This window comes from Blastococcus sp. LR1 (assembly GCF_020166105.1).
In the GTDB taxonomy this organism is placed as follows: domain Bacteria; phylum Actinomycetota; class Actinomycetes; order Mycobacteriales; family Geodermatophilaceae; genus Blastococcus.
The window spans coordinates 632,712-647,057 of the sequence record NZ_JAIUJY010000003.1; the positions used below are offsets into that span (position 1 = coordinate 632,712).

Annotated in this window: 14 protein-coding genes and 1 rRNA gene; 3 read left to right on the forward strand and 12 right to left on the reverse strand. The window is 73.9% G+C overall.

Going from position 1 to position 14,346, the window contains the following annotated elements; genetic code table 11:
• Nucleotides 1-3 precede the first annotated feature (3 nt).
• Both LBW97_RS11790 and steA read right to left on the reverse strand, forming a co-directional pair.
• Nucleotides 4-951, reverse strand: coding sequence for a copper transporter (locus LBW97_RS11790; RefSeq protein ID WP_224499560.1), 948 nt, complete (start codon nucleotides 949-951; stop codon nucleotides 4-6).
• Nucleotides 948-2,135, reverse strand: coding sequence for a putative cytokinetic ring protein SteA (steA, locus tag LBW97_RS11795; RefSeq protein ID WP_224499561.1), 1,188 nt, complete (start codon nucleotides 2,133-2,135; stop codon nucleotides 948-950). Before steA ends, LBW97_RS11790 begins: the two co-directional genes overlap by 4 nt.
• A gap of 166 nt (nucleotides 2,136-2,301) precedes the next feature.
• Here steA and LBW97_RS11800 point away from each other — a divergent pair, with 166 nt between their 5' ends.
• The gene (locus LBW97_RS11800; RefSeq protein ID WP_224499562.1) at nucleotides 2,302-3,240 is read left to right on the forward strand and encodes a TetR/AcrR family transcriptional regulator; all 939 of its coding nucleotides are present in this window, start codon (nucleotides 2,302-2,304) and stop codon (nucleotides 3,238-3,240) included.
• Between the two features lies 1 nt (nucleotide 3,241).
• Here LBW97_RS11800 and LBW97_RS11805 read toward each other — a convergent pair whose 3' ends face one another.
• From LBW97_RS11805 to LBW97_RS11825, 5 genes are all read right to left on the reverse strand, one after another.
• Nucleotides 3,242-3,952 (reverse strand): methyltransferase, encoded by a 711-nt coding sequence (locus tag LBW97_RS11805; RefSeq protein ID WP_224499563.1) that lies wholly within the window; start codon nucleotides 3,950-3,952, stop codon nucleotides 3,242-3,244.
• Nucleotides 3,953-4,013: 61 nt separating this feature from the next.
• Nucleotides 4,014-5,801, reverse strand: a complete 1,788-nt coding sequence (gene recN, locus LBW97_RS11810) for a DNA repair protein RecN (protein ID WP_224499564.1) — start codon at nucleotides 5,799-5,801, stop codon at nucleotides 4,014-4,016.
• Nucleotides 5,776-6,813, reverse strand: a complete 1,038-nt coding sequence (locus tag LBW97_RS11815; protein ID WP_224499565.1) for an NAD kinase — start codon at nucleotides 6,811-6,813, stop codon at nucleotides 5,776-5,778. Before LBW97_RS11815 ends, recN begins: the two co-directional genes overlap by 26 nt.
• Entirely contained in the window at nucleotides 6,810-7,607 is a 798-nt protein-coding gene (locus LBW97_RS11820; RefSeq protein WP_224499566.1) for a TlyA family RNA methyltransferase, read from the reverse strand. Before LBW97_RS11820 ends, LBW97_RS11815 begins: the two co-directional genes overlap by 4 nt.
• Nucleotides 7,607-7,852, reverse strand: a complete 246-nt coding sequence (locus tag LBW97_RS11825; protein ID WP_224499567.1) for a hypothetical protein — start codon at nucleotides 7,850-7,852, stop codon at nucleotides 7,607-7,609. The genes LBW97_RS11820 and LBW97_RS11825 overlap by 1 nt, the downstream gene beginning before the upstream one ends.
• A 195-nt stretch (nucleotides 7,853-8,047) precedes the next feature.
• Between LBW97_RS11825 and LBW97_RS11830 the strand changes: the two genes are divergently transcribed.
• Nucleotides 8,048-8,365: an alkyl sulfatase C-terminal domain-containing protein gene (locus LBW97_RS11830; RefSeq protein WP_224499568.1), complete on the forward strand. Its 318-nt coding sequence runs from the start codon at nucleotides 8,048-8,050 to the stop codon at nucleotides 8,363-8,365.
• Nucleotides 8,366-8,378: 13 nt separating this feature from the next.
• On the opposite strand, the gene LBW97_RS11835 is transcribed toward LBW97_RS11830, so the two are convergent.
• On the reverse strand, nucleotides 8,379-9,476 hold the full coding sequence (locus LBW97_RS11835; protein WP_224499569.1) for an HAD-IIA family hydrolase: 1,098 nt from the start codon (nucleotides 9,474-9,476) through the stop codon (nucleotides 8,379-8,381).
• Nucleotides 9,473-9,892, reverse strand: a complete 420-nt coding sequence (locus LBW97_RS11840; protein WP_224499570.1) for a tetratricopeptide repeat protein — start codon at nucleotides 9,890-9,892, stop codon at nucleotides 9,473-9,475. The genes LBW97_RS11835 and LBW97_RS11840 overlap by 4 nt, the downstream gene beginning before the upstream one ends.
• An 89-nt stretch (nucleotides 9,893-9,981) precedes the next feature.
• On the opposite strand from LBW97_RS11840, the gene LBW97_RS11845 reads away from it, so the two are divergent.
• On the forward strand, nucleotides 9,982-11,286 hold the full coding sequence (locus LBW97_RS11845; protein ID WP_224499571.1) for a DUF1015 family protein: 1,305 nt from the start codon (nucleotides 9,982-9,984) through the stop codon (nucleotides 11,284-11,286).
• Between the two features lie 9 nt (nucleotides 11,287-11,295).
• Here LBW97_RS11845 and LBW97_RS11850 read toward each other — a convergent pair whose 3' ends face one another.
• The 3 genes from LBW97_RS11850 to rrf form a co-directional block, all read right to left on the reverse strand.
• Nucleotides 11,296-11,655 (reverse strand): single-stranded DNA-binding protein, encoded by a 360-nt coding sequence (locus LBW97_RS11850; protein ID WP_224499572.1) that lies wholly within the window; start codon nucleotides 11,653-11,655, stop codon nucleotides 11,296-11,298.
• Nucleotides 11,656-11,753: 98 nt separating this feature from the next.
• Entirely contained in the window at nucleotides 11,754-12,671 is a 918-nt protein-coding gene (locus LBW97_RS11855) for a hypothetical protein (RefSeq protein ID WP_224499573.1), read from the reverse strand.
• Nucleotides 12,672-14,238: 1,567 nt separating this feature from the next.
• A 5S ribosomal RNA gene (gene rrf / locus LBW97_RS11860) occupies nucleotides 14,239-14,346 on the reverse strand; the annotation flags it as partial.

Sequence of the window (14,346 nt, forward strand, 5' to 3'; positions counted from 1 at the left end):
TGCTCACGGGGCGGCGGCAGGCACCGGCGGCACCGGCTGGGTGTCCTCGCCCGTGCCGTACTTGCCGGAGGTCCCCTCGGCCTCGCGCCCCAGCGCCAGCACGGTGCTGATGCGGCCGACGGAGGTGCCGACGTTGTCGACGGTCGAGACGGCCGTGGCGAGCTCCGGGTCGGCGCGCACGACGCCGACGAGCCCGGTCTCGCGGGCCGATGCGCCGTCGCCGGCCAGGACCGCACCGGAGCCGGCGGCGTCGAGGGCGCGGACCAGCTCGACCAGGGTTGCGGTGCGGGTCTCGACGTCGTCGCCCTCGGTCTCCCCTGAGGTCAGCACGACCGCGTAGTCGGCCGGGGCGAGCGCCGAGCTCTCCTGCCGGAGGACGTCCAGGGAGCTGAGGCCGGAGACGACGGAGGAGATCGCCGCGGTGTCGGGAGCCGGGGTGCCCGGCGCGATCATCAGCACCTGCGAGAGCAGGGAGGCGACCTGGACGCCCACGTCGCCGTCCTCGGGCAGCGTCACACCCGCCGGCCGGCCGCTGCCGTTCACGTAGTTCTCCAGGCTGGTGGCCGTGGAGGGGTCGCTGTACTCGGGCCGCAGGCGCAGCACGCCGCTGACCGAGCCGTCGGCCTCCTCGATCATCGCGGAGACCTGCTCCACGGTCTCGGCGGAGACCTCCTCGTCGGCGGCCAGGAGCAGGACCGAGCGGCCGGCCAGGGCACCGCCGACCAGCGCCGGGGCCACGGCCTCCTGGAAGCCCTCCGAGGTGTCGAGCTGTGCCTGCAGGTCCTGGGTGCGGTCCTCCAGGAAGCGCTTGTCCTGCTCGAGCTCGGTGACCTGGTTCTCGATGTCGTTGAGGATCGGCTGGTTGAGCTGGGTGGTGCCGATGACGATGCCGAGGGCCACCGCCAGGAAGACGGCGATCAGCGAGACCAGGTGATAGCGGAAGTCGATCACGAGAGCAGGTTCTCCAGCCAGAACACGAAGCTGTTCCATTGGTCGAGCAGCAGGTCCAGGTAGACGCGCCCGGCCGCGGAGACGGCGAGCGCCGACCCGATCGCGATGAAGGCGGCGAGCACGAGGACCACGAGGGCGGCGGTCGAGATGCGGCTGCGGTAGAGGCGGCTGACGCCCTTGGCGTCGACGAGTTTGCCGCCCAGGCGCAGCCGGGTGAGGAAGGTGGAGGCCATGCCGCCGCGGCCCTTGTCGAGGAACTCGACCAGGGTCGCGTGGGTGCCGACGGCGACGATGAGCTTGGCGCCCTTCTCGTCGGCCAGCAGCATCGCGATGTCCTCGCTGGTGGCGGCCGCCGGGAAGGTGATGGCGTCGACCCCCAGGTCCTGGACGCGCGCGAGGCCCGGAGCACGGCCGTCGGCGTAGGCGTGCACGACGACCTCGGCGCCGCAGCGCAGGACGTCGTCGCTCACCGAGTCCATGTCGCCGATGATCATGTCCGGCTGGTAACCGGCCTCGATCAGCGCGTCGGCTCCGCCGTCGACGCCGATGAGGACCGGCCGGTAGTCACGGATGTAGGGGCGGAGGGCGTGCAGGTCCTCCTTGTAGTCGTAGCCGCGGACCACGACGAGGGCGTGCCGGCCCTCGATGGCGGTGGTGACGTCCGGGACGCCGACGCCGTCGAGCAGGAGCGCGCGCTCCCGCTTCATGTACTCCATCGTGTTCGCCGCGAACGCCTCGAGCTGGACGGAGAGGCCGGCCTTGGCCTCGGTCATCGCGGCGGCGACGGTCTCGGTGTCGTGCGGCGTGCCCTCGGCGACGACGGTGCCGTCCTCGTCGATCAGCTGGTTGCCGTCGAGCCGGACGCGGACGCCCTCCTTCAGCTTGCCGAAGACGTCCTTCCCGACCTCGTCCAGCAGCGGGATGCCGGCGTTGATCAGGATCTCGGGGCCCAGGTTGGGATAGCGGCCGGAGATGCTGGGGGCTGCGTTGACCACCGCGGCGACCTTGCAGGCGACGAGCGAGTCCGCGCTCACCCGGTCGATGTCGACGTGGTCGATGACGGCGATGTCGCCGGGGCGCAGCCTTTTCGTCAGGTTCTTCGTGCGGCGGTCCAGCCGGGCGGTGCCCGAGACGCCGGGCTCCGCCTCCTGGGCCCGGCCGCGGCGAACGGTGCCGATGCGCATGAGGTTGCATGCTGCCACGGGCGGCAGGTCCCGCCACCCTGCGACGCGCGTCAGCGATCTCTCAGTCACGCACAGTGTCCGACACCACGGTGGCGCCGACACGCCAGCCGCGGCCGCGCCGACGGTCCAGCGCGGCCGTTACCGAGTCGTGACTAGCGTTGCGGACGTGACTGGTGTGGCGGGTGCCCTGACGACCGCGATGAGCCTTCCCGAGGACGACGACGACGTCGTCGAGCCGATCGGTGCTGCCCTGATCAGGGCGGTTCCGCGTCCCGTGCCACGGGACGCCGCCGGAAGCGTCGAGGTCGAGCCGGCGCCGGGGAGCACCGCGCCCGAGCCGGCTGCGGCCGCGCCGGTGACGGCGGAGCCCGAGCCGGCTGCCGTTGCCACTCCCCCGGCCACTCCCCCGGCCACTCCGCCGGCCACGGTCACCGACGGTGAGCCGACGGGGCCGCGCCGGGCCCGCCGCACCCGTGGCGCAGGGATCCGCGAGCGCCGCCGTCAGCAGACCAGGACGCGCATCGTGGACGCCGCGACCGATCTCTTCGCCGAGCGCGGGTTCGACTCCGTGAGCGTGGTGGAGATCGCCCAGCGTGCCGGTGTCGTCGAGAAGACCGTGTTCAACCACTTCCCGGTCAAGGAGGGGCTGGTCTTCGACGCGGACCCGCCGATGCGGGCGGCGCTGCTGGACGCGGTGCGCCGGCGGCCGGCCGGGGAGTCGGTCGCCGCGGCGGCCGGAAGCTTCGTCGTCGCCGCGGTCAGCCTGCTCGGCACGCCGGAGGCTGCCGACGGCGTCGCCCGGATGGCCCGGGTGATCCGCGGCAGCCGGACCCTCCTGACCCGCGAGCGCGAGATCCTCGGCGAGCTCACCGACTCCCTCGCCGAGTTGATCGCCGAGGAGACCGAGGCGCGCGCCGGCCAGATCGAGCCGTGGCTCGCCGCGCACGCGGTGCTCGGGCTGTACGCCTCGCTGCTGGAGCTGGCCCGGGACCGGGTCCTGGCGGGGGTGAGCGGGCCGGAGCTCGCCGCCGAGCTGCGCCGTCAGGGACGACGCGGGCTGGCGCTGCTCCAGTTCGGCCTCGCGGGCTACGCCAAGCGGCGCTGACTCAGACCTGCAGCGCCCTCAACAGCTGGTCGCCTCGGTCGCCGGGAAGGTCGGCGTCGCGGGTGAAGAGCGCGACGGCGACCATGTAGCCGTCCTCCCCCGCCCAGCCGTGGCCGTCGGCGCAGAGCCGGCGGATGTGGTCGCGGACCTTCGGCTCGTTGCTGTACGGCCCGAAGTCCAGGGCCATGGCCAGGAAGTTCACCACCCGGTAGCCGAGGTCCTCGGCCATGCGGACGGTGCCCTCCGGGTCGGAGTAGCTGGCCACCGCGGCGACCACGTTGTCGTAGCCGGCCTTGAACAGCTGCAGCACGAGGTCGTTGCCCCGCACGCCGCCCCACAGCTCCGGCATCAGGATGTCGCGGTCGGGTGCCGGGATGTAGGGCGGGTTCGAGATCACCGTGCGGGCCTGGTCGCTGCCGGCCGAGTCGGCCTGGTCGAAGAAATCGCCCAGCTCGACGGTGTAGCGGTCGGACACCCCGCGCTCGGCGATGTTGGACCGGGCCTTCTCCACCGACGGCGCGCTGATGTCGTAGCTGTGCACGCGCAGCCCCGGCAGCGAGCTCACGACGTCGGCGATGGCGGTGGCGTCCCCGGTGCCGAGCTCGTCGACACCGCCGTCCTCCCAGCGCAGCTGCTCGCGGTACTGGTCGAGCAGCATGCAGACCGAGAAGCCGTAGTGCGCCGACTCGTCGGCGGAGGAGAAGCACGTCACCGGGACCCCCTACCCCGCACTTCTGGCGAGCAAGCCCCCGCTCACCCGACAGGGGCGCAGGTCACCGGCCTGACGCGGCGACGGCCAGCAGCTCCCGCGCGTGGGCCTGACCGGTGTCGCTGTCCGCCAGACCCGACAGCATCCGGGCCAGTTCCCGCACCCGGTCCTCGTCCTGGACCGACCGGATGTCGGTGGCGGTGACGCCCGCACCGGTGTCCGGGGACTTGTCGACGACCAGGTGGGTGTCGGCGAAGGCGGCCACCTGCGCCAGGTGGGTCACGACGACGACCTGGTGGTCGCGCGCCAGCCGGGCCAGCCGGCGGCCGATCTCGCCGGCCGCCTGCCCGCCGACACCGGCGTCGACCTCGTCGAAGACCATGACCGGCACCGGGTCGGCACCGGCGAACACCACCTCGATCGCCAGCATGACCCGGGAGAGCTCACCGCCGGAGGCGCCCTTGTGCACCGGCCGCGCGGGCGCGCCGGGGTGCGCCGCCAGCAGCAGTGCGACGTCGTCGATGCCGTCGGGGCCCGGCTCGTCGGGGTGGCTGTCGATGGAGAAGGAGACGCGGGCGCTCTTCATCGCCAGCCCCGCCAGCTCCGCGCCGACCTCCGCCGCGAAGCCGTCGGCCGCGGCGCGGCGCCCGTCGGAGAGCTGCGCGGCGAGCCGGTCGACCTCGGCTCGCGCGGAGTCCCGCTGGGCGGTGAGAGCGTCGAGAGCCTCGTCCGAGACGTCGAGCTGGGAGAGCTTCTGCTGCGCCTCCTCGGCCCAGGCCAGCACGCCGGATGCGCCCTGCCCGACCTCGGCGTACTTGCGGACGAGCGCGGTGATGGCCGCCCGCCGGTCGAGCACCTCCGCGAGCCGCGCCGGATCGGCGTCCAGGTCGGCGACGTAGCCCGACAGCTGCGCGGAGACGTCGGAGACGACGGCGACGGCATCGGCGAGGTCCTGGGCGAGCATCACCAGCGTCGGGTCGTCCGAGGAGGCCAGCGCCCGCTCGGCGGTCGACAGGGCGGCGGTCGCGTCCTGCGCGACCTCGCCGCCGACCAGGTCCCCGGTGAGGTCGCCGACGAGCGCGAGGCGCGCCTCGTCGGCGGCCGAGCGCAGCGCATCGGCGTCGCTGAGCCGCTTCGCCTGGGTGTCCAGGGCCTCGTCCTCACCGGGCTCCGGGGCGACGGCGGCGATCTCCTCCAGACCGTGCCGCAGCACGTCGGCCGCCTGGGCGAGCTCGCGCGCCTGCCCACGGCGACGGTCGAGATCGGCGCTCAGGGCACGCCAGCGCTGGTGGGCCTCGCGGTAGCGCTCGAGCAGCTCGAGGTGCGGAGCACCGGCGTACCGGTCCAGGGCCCGCCGCTGCTCGGCCGGGCGGGACAGCCGCAGCTGGTCGGTCTGGCCGTGCACCGCCAGCAGGCTCTCGGAGAGCTCGGCGACGACGCCGACGGGCACGCTGCGACCGCCCAGGTACGCCCGGGACCTGCCCCCGGCGCTCACGGTTCGGGCGAGGATCAGGCTCCCGTCGTCGTCCGGGTCCGCACCGGCGTCGGCGGCGCGCTCCCAGACCGGTGATCCGGGCGGCAGCTCGAGCCGGCCCTCGACCCCTGCGCGGCCGCTGGCCCGCACCCGGCCGGGGTCGGCGCGGCCGCCGAACAGCAGCGTCAGTCCGGTCACGACCATGGTCTTCCCGGCGCCGGTCTCGCCGGTGACCACGGTGAGCCCAGGGCCCAGTTCGAGGGTGACGTCGTCGATGGCGCCGAGGCCGCGGATGCGCAGCTCGGTGAGGCGCCCGGAGGTCGACCGGCCCGTCTCGGGTGCCGGACTGCTCTTACGCGGAGCCGTACGGGTCGCCATCGCTCACCTCCACCCCACTCGCGTCGTCGACCTGCACGACGTCGCGGGCCAGCACGTTGCGGCTGGTGAAGAGCTCGTGGCCGGGGCCGGCGTGGCGGGCGTCCCGGAAGCCGTGCACCGGCAGGCCGAACTTCGCCACGAGCCGGTCGCCGAAGGTCGCGGCGTGCACCCGCGCGATCCGCACCGGGCGGTTCGCCCGCCGCACGTCGACCCGCCCGCCGTCGGGCACCTCGAGCATCCGGCGGCCGTCGGCCGACACCCGTGCGGTGTTCCCGTCGGCGGGGACGGCGACGGTCAGCACCGAGTTCGGCGAGGTGACCAGCGGACGGGCGAACAGGGCGTGCGCGTTGGTCGGGACCAGCAGCAGCGCCTCGACGTCGGGCCAGACCACGGGGCCGCCGGCGGAGAAGGCGTAGGCCGTCGAGCCGGTGGGCGTCGCGCAGAGCACCCCGTCGCACCCGAAGCTGGTCAGCGGTCGGCCGTCGATGGCGATGACGACGTCGAGCACCCGGGAGCGCTCCGCCTTCTCCACCGAGACCTCGTTGAGCGCCCAGGTGCTGCCGACCACGGTGCCGTCCCGGTCGAGGACGTCGACCCTGATGGCCAGCCGCTCCTCCACCGAGTACTCGCAGCGCTCGATGGCGATCAGCGTCTCCTCGACGGCCTCGGGCTCGGTCTCGGCGAGGAAGCCGACCCGGCCGAGGTTCACGCCCATCAGCGCGGCGTCGGTGTACCGAGCGAGCTCCGCAGCGCGCAGGAAGGTGCCGTCGCCGCCGAAGACCATGACGATCTCGGCTCCCTTGGCCGCCGACTCGTCGGTGGGGACCACCTCGACCCCGGGGATGTCGAGCGCCTCCGCCTCGTCGTCCAGCAGTCGCACCCCGATCCCGCCCTGCATCAGCCGCGTAGCCGACGTCCGGGCCAGGTCGACGATGTCGCTCCGGCCGGTGTGCACGGTCAGCAGGACACGGCGCTCCTGGTCCTGCTGTCCGGCCGTGCTCGACTCGCTCACTGGGGGCCCTCCTCGACTGCTCGACGGACGTCGTCCTCCTGGATGGGCCCGGCGTCGGACCGCAGCCAGAGGAAGAACTCCACGTTCCCGGCGGGGCCCGGCAACGGGCTTGCCACGACCCCGGCGGTCCCCCAGCCCAGTTCCTGAGCGGCGCGCCCGACCTCGAGCACCGCCTGGACCCGCAGCTCCGGGTCGCGCACCACCCCGCCTGCGGGCAGCCGCTTCTTCCCGACCTCGAACTGCGGCTTCACCATGGGCAGCAGGTCGGCACCGGGCCCGGCGCAGGCGGTGAGCGCCGGCAGCACCTTCGGCAGCGAGATGAACGAGAGGTCGGCGACGACGAGGTCGACCGGGCCGTCGATGTCCTCCGGGGTCAGCGTGCGGACGTTGGTGCGCTCGTACAGCCGCACCCGCTCGTCGGTGCGCAGCGACCAGGCCAGCTCGCCGTAGCCGACGTCGACCGCCACCACCTCGGCGGCACCCCGGCGCAGCAGCACGTCGGTGAAGCCGCCCGTGGACGCGCCGGCGTCCAGCGCGCGGCGGCCGTCCACGGGTACGGGCAGGGCCTCGAGCGCGCCGAGCAGCTTGTGCGCGCCGCGCGAGACGAAGGTGGGCTGGTCGGGGTCGGTCCGCACGACGACGGGCGTGCCGGCCTCGACGCCGGTCGCCGGCTTGGTCGCGGCCTGACCGCCGACGGTGACCCGACCTTCGGAGATGAGCGCGACCGCGTGCTCGCGGGAACGGGCGAGACCGCGGCGGACGAGTTCGGCATCGAGCCGGGAGCGACGGGCCATCAGAGGGGGTCGATCGTGCCGAGCTCGCGCTGCAGCCGCTCGTGCTCGGCCTCGAAGACCGCGACGTGCTCGGCGACCGGGAGCGCCTCCAGCCCGTCGAGCCGACCGCCGGAGGTCCCGGGTGCGGCCTGCGCCCACTCGGCCTGCGTGGCGCGCGGCTCGGCGCCGGCGACCGGACGTGCCGTCGGCGCTGGGCCGGGCCGCGGCGGGCCCGGTACCGGTCGCTGCGCGCTCGGCTCGGTCATGTGCGCCTCTCGGGTGGTGGGGTCGGCCGCCGGGTGTGGCCGAGAAGTCCGGCCGTACGTCCGTCGTCCCCTGCGGAGGTTACCGGCCGGGCAGGACGGGACGGGTCCGGCTGCGGGGCGCGATAGCGTCCACCGGACCGTTTCCCACCGCCTCCTCTGGGGAGAACCGCCTTCGTGGCCACCATGGACCAGTGCATGACCGCCCTCACCGGGATCCTCGGCGGCCTCGCCGCCAATCCCGCCGCGGCAGGCCTGGATCGCACCCTGTCCTGCCGGATCACCGACCTCGAGCAGGTGGTGCTGGGTCGGCTCAGCTCCGGCTCGGTGCGCGACATGCGGGCGGTGGCCGAGGGACCTGACGTGCCCCGGGCCGACATCCGGCTGACGATGACCAGCGACGACCTGGTCGCGCTCACCGACGGCCGGCTGTCGTTCGGCTCGGCCTGGAAGGACGGACGGGTCAAGCTCGAGGCAGGCCTCCGGGACCTGCTGAGGCTGCGCAAGCTGCTCTGACCGCGCCCGGGGGTCAGGCCCGTTCGTGGCCCAGCAGTTTCCAGGCCGTGAGCGCGTCCACAGCCGGCTCGTCGACTCCGTGCACCTGCGGTGCTGCGGCGTCGTCGGGGTGCGCGGTCCAGTGGGCCACGCACAGCGCCCTCAGACCGTCCAGCCCGTCGCCGGCCGCCGGTTGATCGCCGACGCACGACAGCTCGAGCACCGCGCCTCCGTGCGTGGACCGGACCGTCCACGACCCGCAGTTCCACGAGTCGCCGGTCGCCTCCACCGCCGGGTGAGGGACGAGCACGCCTGCGGCGTCCGGAGCGATGAGGTCGGGACGACGATCCGGCTCCGCCGCCAGGAGCAGCGCCGGATCGGTGACCCCGGTGAGCACCAGCAGGCTGTCCGCCTCCGCTCGCCGGGCTCCCTCGATGTCGGTGTCCAGGCGGTCGCCGACGACGATCGGCCGGCGGGCGCCGGTCCGCCGGACGCACTCAGCGTGCATCGCCGGGTCCGGCTTCCCGGTGACCAGCGGCGCCATGCCCGTGACGCCCTGCACTACCGCCACCATCGCGCCGTTGCCGGGGAGCGGTCCGCGCGGGGACGGAATCGTGAGGTCGGTGTTGGTCGCGACGTGCCGGGCCCCGTTGCGCACGGCCACGACCGCTTCGGCGATCTGGGTCCAGCCGACGTCCTTGCCGTAGCCCTGGACCACCGCATCCGGCCGTTCCTCGGCGGAGTCGACCACCGTCAGGCCGGCGGCCGTGAGCGCGGCGGCGACGCCGGGACCACCGACCGGGAGCACCCGCCCCCCGGGGCCGAGCAGGTCGGCCACGACGGTGGCCGCTGCCTGGGAACTGGTGATGACCTCCTCCGCCGAGGCAGCCACGCCGAGCTCGGTGAGGTGCGCAGCCACCTCCTCGGGAGTCCGGGATGCGTTGTTCGTGACGTATCCCAGACGCATGCCGTCGCGTCGGGCCGCGGCCAGCGCAGCGGGCACACCCGGAACGGCGTCCGGGCCGATGTAGACGACACCGTCGAGGTCGAGCAGCGCCACGTCGTAGCGCGTGCTCGGTGCCTCCGCCGAGCCTGTCGCCAGCGGCATCGCCTCCGCGGCGGACGTTGTCACGCCGTCTCCCGCAGCAGCCGGGCGCGGACACCACGAAGAGCGCGCGCGTAGTGCGGGAGATCGGGCCGCATGGCTGCGGCGAGGGCGAGGTGCTCCGCCGCCAGCGGAAGCCGGCGCGCTCGGTCGGCCGCCAGCCCGAGCCCGAAGTGCGCGTAGTCATCGGTCGGATCGAGGGTGATGAGATCGGTGAAGCTGTCGATCGCGTCCTGGTATCGGCCGGCGTCGTACTGCGCCCGCCCCAGGGCTTCGCGGATGCTGCGGGATCCCGGCTCGGCCGCCGCTGCCCGGGCCAGCAACGTCGCGGCCGCATCGGGATGCCGATCGACCAGCAGCTGGCAGCCGCGCTGGTACCAGTCGTAGACGTCGCCGTCCGGGCTCGAGCTGGCCGCCTCACGCGAGGACTCCGCCTCAGACACCGCAGTTCCCCTCCCTCGGCTGCCGGCAACATGCCCCTCGGCACCGGCACGTGGTCGCGGCCCGACGGGCCGCTCCTACGATTCTGGTCGTGTCCCCGTCGTCCGAGCCATCGTCGTCCCCCCGGCAAGGACCGGGGCTGGAGATCCGGCCCTTCCGGGCGCTGACGTATCGGCAACAGGACCCGGCCTACCTCGCCCGCGTCAGCTCGCCAGCCTACGACCTGGTGTCGCCCGCGAGCCGGGATCGACTGGCCGACGCCGACCCGCACAACGTCGTCCGGCTGATCCTGCCCCGGGTCGACCCGGAGCACGGGAACAGCACCCAGCTCGCCGCCTCGACCCTGCGCGCCTGGCAGGACCATCACGTGCTGGAGCGCGACGCCGTTCCTGCACTCTGGCTCTACGACCTCGCTCCCGGCGACGGCTCCGCTGCCACCAGCGGCTGGCTGGGCGCCGTTGCGCTGCCACCGCCGGACTCGACCGCGGTGGTGCCGCACGAGGACACCTTTCCCGACGCCGTCGAGGGTCGGCGTGCACTCCTGGCCGCCACCGGCACCGACCTGGAGCCGATCGTCCTGGCGCACGATCCGGAGCCGGCCCTGTCCGCGCTCGCCGAGTCCGTCCGTCGCGTCCCCGCGACCCTGGAGCTGACGGACGCCGACGCGGTGCGGCACCGGCTCTGGCGGGTGACCGAGCCCGGCGTCGTGACCGCTGTGCGGGAAGCCCTCGGTCGCACCCGGGCGGTGATCGCCGACGGCCACCACCGCTTCGCGGCGGCCCGGGCCCATGCCCGCGCCCAGCACGGCGCCGACGGCAGCGATGCGGTGCTCGCCCTGCTGACCCCGATGGGTGCCGGCGGCCTGCGGGTGGACCCGATCCACCGTGTTCTTCCCGGGCTGACGCTGCCGGCAGCGCTCGCGTCGGCTGCCGAGGGTTTCGTCACCGCCGCCGTCCCGGTCGAGGACGGGGATCCGACCGTCCAGGTGGCGGCGGCGGCACGGAGGTGGCTGGGCGATCCGGCAGAGCGCGGCTTCCTCCTCACCGACGGCCGGGACCTCATCCGGCTGACCGCCCCGTCCGCGCAGGTGCGGGACGCGGTTCCCGCTGAGGCACCGCCGGCGTGGCGGGAACTCGACGTCGTCCTGGCCCACCACGGGCTCATCGGTCACCTCTGGGGGCGGCCGGACAGCCCCGGCTCCGTCGTGATCGCCCATGGGCTCGAGGAGGCCCTGCGCGAGGCCGCGCGGTCCGACGGGATCGCCCTCCTGCTCCGCGCCCCCTCCCCCACCGACGTCGCCACCGTCGCGCGCGCGGGAGCACGGATGCCGCGGAAGTCCACGCTCTTCGTGCCGAAGCCGCGAACCGGGCTGGTGTTCCGCCCGCTGGCGGACTGAGGGCACCGTTCAGGCCGTCTCTTCAGCGTTCCGGGCGGCCGAACGCGGGACCTTGCGGCCTCGCCGGCAGTTCACCTCGCAGACCGAGGCCGTGCCCGAGCCCGTGCGCCAGAAGCGCCGCTGCAGGGCGCCCTCGACCTCGACGACGTCGCCGGGCTGCCAGGCGGCCATCCGCCGCTGGAGTCCCCGGTCGTAGGTGATGCAGGTGAGCACGTCCACCGACTGGCCACGCACGCGCGGAACCGGCCGGCGGACGATCAGCCGGAAGGTCAGGAGGGTGTCACCACTGGGCAACGTCCGTAGTTCTGCAGGTGCGGAGACTCGCCCGCGCAGGACGACGTCGTTGCGATCGATCACGGCCACGGTCATGCACGGAGCCTGACCGCCGACGGGCCACGGAAGGAGACTCCCGGGCGAGCTGTGGACGCCGCGTCCGCATGTGGACAGACGCGGCGTCCCGCTCCCGCTCAGTCCTTGCTGTCGCCGGTGTCCGTGTCTGCCTCGCCGAGGAGCTCGGCGACCTCTGCCTCGACCTCTTCGTCGAAGCTCATCCCGCCGGCAGCCGGAACGACGTCCTCGAGGTCCTCGGTGACGTCCTCGACATCGTCGGAAGCCACGTCGTCGTCGGAGACCTGCGCCTCGTCGGAGACCTCGACCTCGTCAGAGGTCACGACGGCGTCCTCGTCGAAGTCCGACAGCTCCTCCAGATCGGTGAACTCGATGCTCATGTCCTCACCGGCGAGCTCGGGGTCGATCGCGGCGACGGCCGCCAGCCACTGGTCGGCCTTCTCCTCGTCGCCCTGCGCCCGCAGCAGGTCGGCGTACGCCGCTGCGATACGCAGCTGGCCCTCGTCCTCGCCGTCCAGACGTTCCGGGTCGGGACGCCCTCCGAGCGCGGATTCCAGGACGATGCGGGCCGCCGCGTCCTCGCCCAGATCACGCCGGGCGCCCGCCTCGACCAGTCGCAGTTCGACGGTCTCCTCGGCATCCAAGTTCTCTGCCAGTGCCTCGCTGACGAGCCGCAGTGCGACCTCTGGCCGGCCCATGGCGCGCTCGCAGTCGGCGAGCACCGCCCGGTAACCCTGGTCCCCACTCATCCGGCGGTAGGCCCGCAGCTCTCGAGCGGCCTCGGCATAGTCCTCCGCGTGATACGCGGCGACACCGACGGCCTCGCGGACGACCGCGAGTCGCGAAGCGCGGTCCCGCGCTGCACGGGCGTGCGCCAGAGCCGTCACGGGATCCTCGTCGACGAGAGTGCCGGCGACGACGAGGTGACCGGCGACCTGAGCTGCGTTGCGCGAATCCAGCCCCTGGAGCGCGGCCCGGATGCTGGCGTCGAGCTCACGCGGGTCCGCCCACTCGGGGATCTCCGGTCCTGCCGGCACCGGAGGGCGCCGGTCGGAGGACGGCGCACCGCCACGCCGGTCGTCAGCAGGGCGCCGGTCCTGCCAGTTGCCGCGGGGCCGGTCGCCCTGGGGCCGCTCGGACCGCTGAGGACGGTCCCCCTGCGGCCGACGGTCCTGCCAGCCGGCGCCCTGCGGACGGTCCGATCGCTGCGGCCGGTCCCCCTGCGGGCGACGGTCCTGCCAGCCGCCGCTGCTCTGCTGACGGTCACCCTGGGGGCGGTCAGATCGCTGCGGACGGTCGCCCTGGGGACGGCGGTCCTGCCAAGCACCACTGCTCTGCGGGCGGTCCGATCGCTGCGGACGGTCACCCTGCGGGCGACGGTCCTGCCAGTCCCCACGGGGACGGTCACCTTGCGGGCGACGGTCCTGCCAGCCGCTGCTGCTCTGCTGACGGTCGCCCTGGGGGCGGTCCGATCGCTGCGGCCGGTCACCCTGCGGACGCCGGTCCTGCCAGTCCCCACGGGGACGGTCACCCTGCGGCCGGCGGTCCTGCCAGCCGCCGCTGCTCTGCTGACGGTCGCCCTGGGGGCGGTCCGATCGCTGCGGACGGTCACCCTGCGGGCGACGGTCCTGCCAGTCCCCACGGGGACGGTCACCCTGCGGGCGACGGTCCTGCCAGCCGCTGCTGCCCTGCTGACGGTCGCCCTGAGGGCGGTCCGATCGCTGCGGCCGGTCACCCTGCGGACGCCGGTCCTGCCAGTCACCTCGGGGACGGTCACCCTGCGGGCGATCACCCTGCGGCCGGCGGTCCTGCCAGCCGCCGCTGCTCTGCTGACGGTCGCCCTGGGGGCGGTCCGATCGCTGCGGCCGGTCGCCCTGCGGGCGACGGTCCTGCCAGCCGCCGCTCTGCGGACGGTCAAAACGCTGCGGACGGTCACCCTGGGGACGGTCGCCCTGCGGACGCCGGTCCTGCCAGCCCCCACCCTGAGGACGGTCGGAACGCTGCGGACGGTCGCCCTGCGGACGCCGGTCCTGCCAGCTGCCGCCACCGCCGCCCTGCGGGCGGTCAGATCGCTGCGGACGGTCACCCTGCGGACGCCGGTCCTGCCAGCCGCCGCCACCGCCGCCCTGCGGGCGGTCAGATCGCTGCGGACGGTCACCCTGCGGACGCCGGTCCTGCCAGCTGCCGCCACCGCCGCCCTGCGGGCGGTCAGATCGCTGCGGACGGTCACCCTGGGGACGGCGGTCCTGCCAGTCACTGCGGGGACGGTCACCTTGCGGGCGATCACCCTGCGGCCGGCGGTCCTGCCAGCCCCCACCCTGAGGACGGTCCGAACGCTGCGGACGGTCACTCGGACCACGGTCACTGCGGGAGTTGCCGCCGACCGCGCCCCGGGAGCCATCTTGCGGACGGTCGCCCCGGTATGGCTGACGACCCTCGCGAGGACCGCGCCCGGACCCGGAGTTGCTGGAACCGCGTCGCGGAGCAGTCATGTTTCTGTGTTACCTCTTCGCTCGACGCCACACAGCCTGATGCTGGCGGCGGACAGAAAAAAACGGATGGAGGTCAGAGCACGTAGCTCCGACCTCCATCCGTTGAAGTGTTGTCCGGCGGCGTCCTACTCTCCCACCCCGTCTCCAGGGCAGTACCATCGGCGCTGAGAGGCTTAGCTTCCGGGTTCGGAATGTTGCCGGGCGTTTCCCTCTCGCCATG

Bases quoted from the DNA above. Each gene is read 5' to 3' on its own strand.
- LBW97_RS11825 (WP_224499567.1), bottom strand. From the start codon at position 7,852: ATGACCGAGCCGAGCGCGCAGCGACCGGTACCGGGCCCGCCGCGGCCC.
- steA (WP_224499561.1), bottom strand. From the start codon at position 2,135: ATGCGCATCGGCACCGTTCGCCGCGGCCGGGCCCAGGAGGCGGAGCCC.
- LBW97_RS11830 (WP_224499568.1), top strand. From the start codon at position 8,048: ATGACCGCCCTCACCGGGATCCTCGGCGGCCTCGCCGCCAATCCCGCC.
- recN (WP_224499564.1), bottom strand. From the start codon at position 5,801: ATGGCGACCCGTACGGCTCCGCGTAAGAGCAGTCCGGCACCCGAGACG.
- LBW97_RS11850 (WP_224499572.1), bottom strand. From the start codon at position 11,655: ATGACCGTGGCCGTGATCGATCGCAACGACGTCGTCCTGCGCGGGCGA.
- LBW97_RS11820 (WP_224499566.1), bottom strand. From the start codon at position 7,607: ATGGCCCGTCGCTCCCGGCTCGATGCCGAACTCGTCCGCCGCGGTCTC.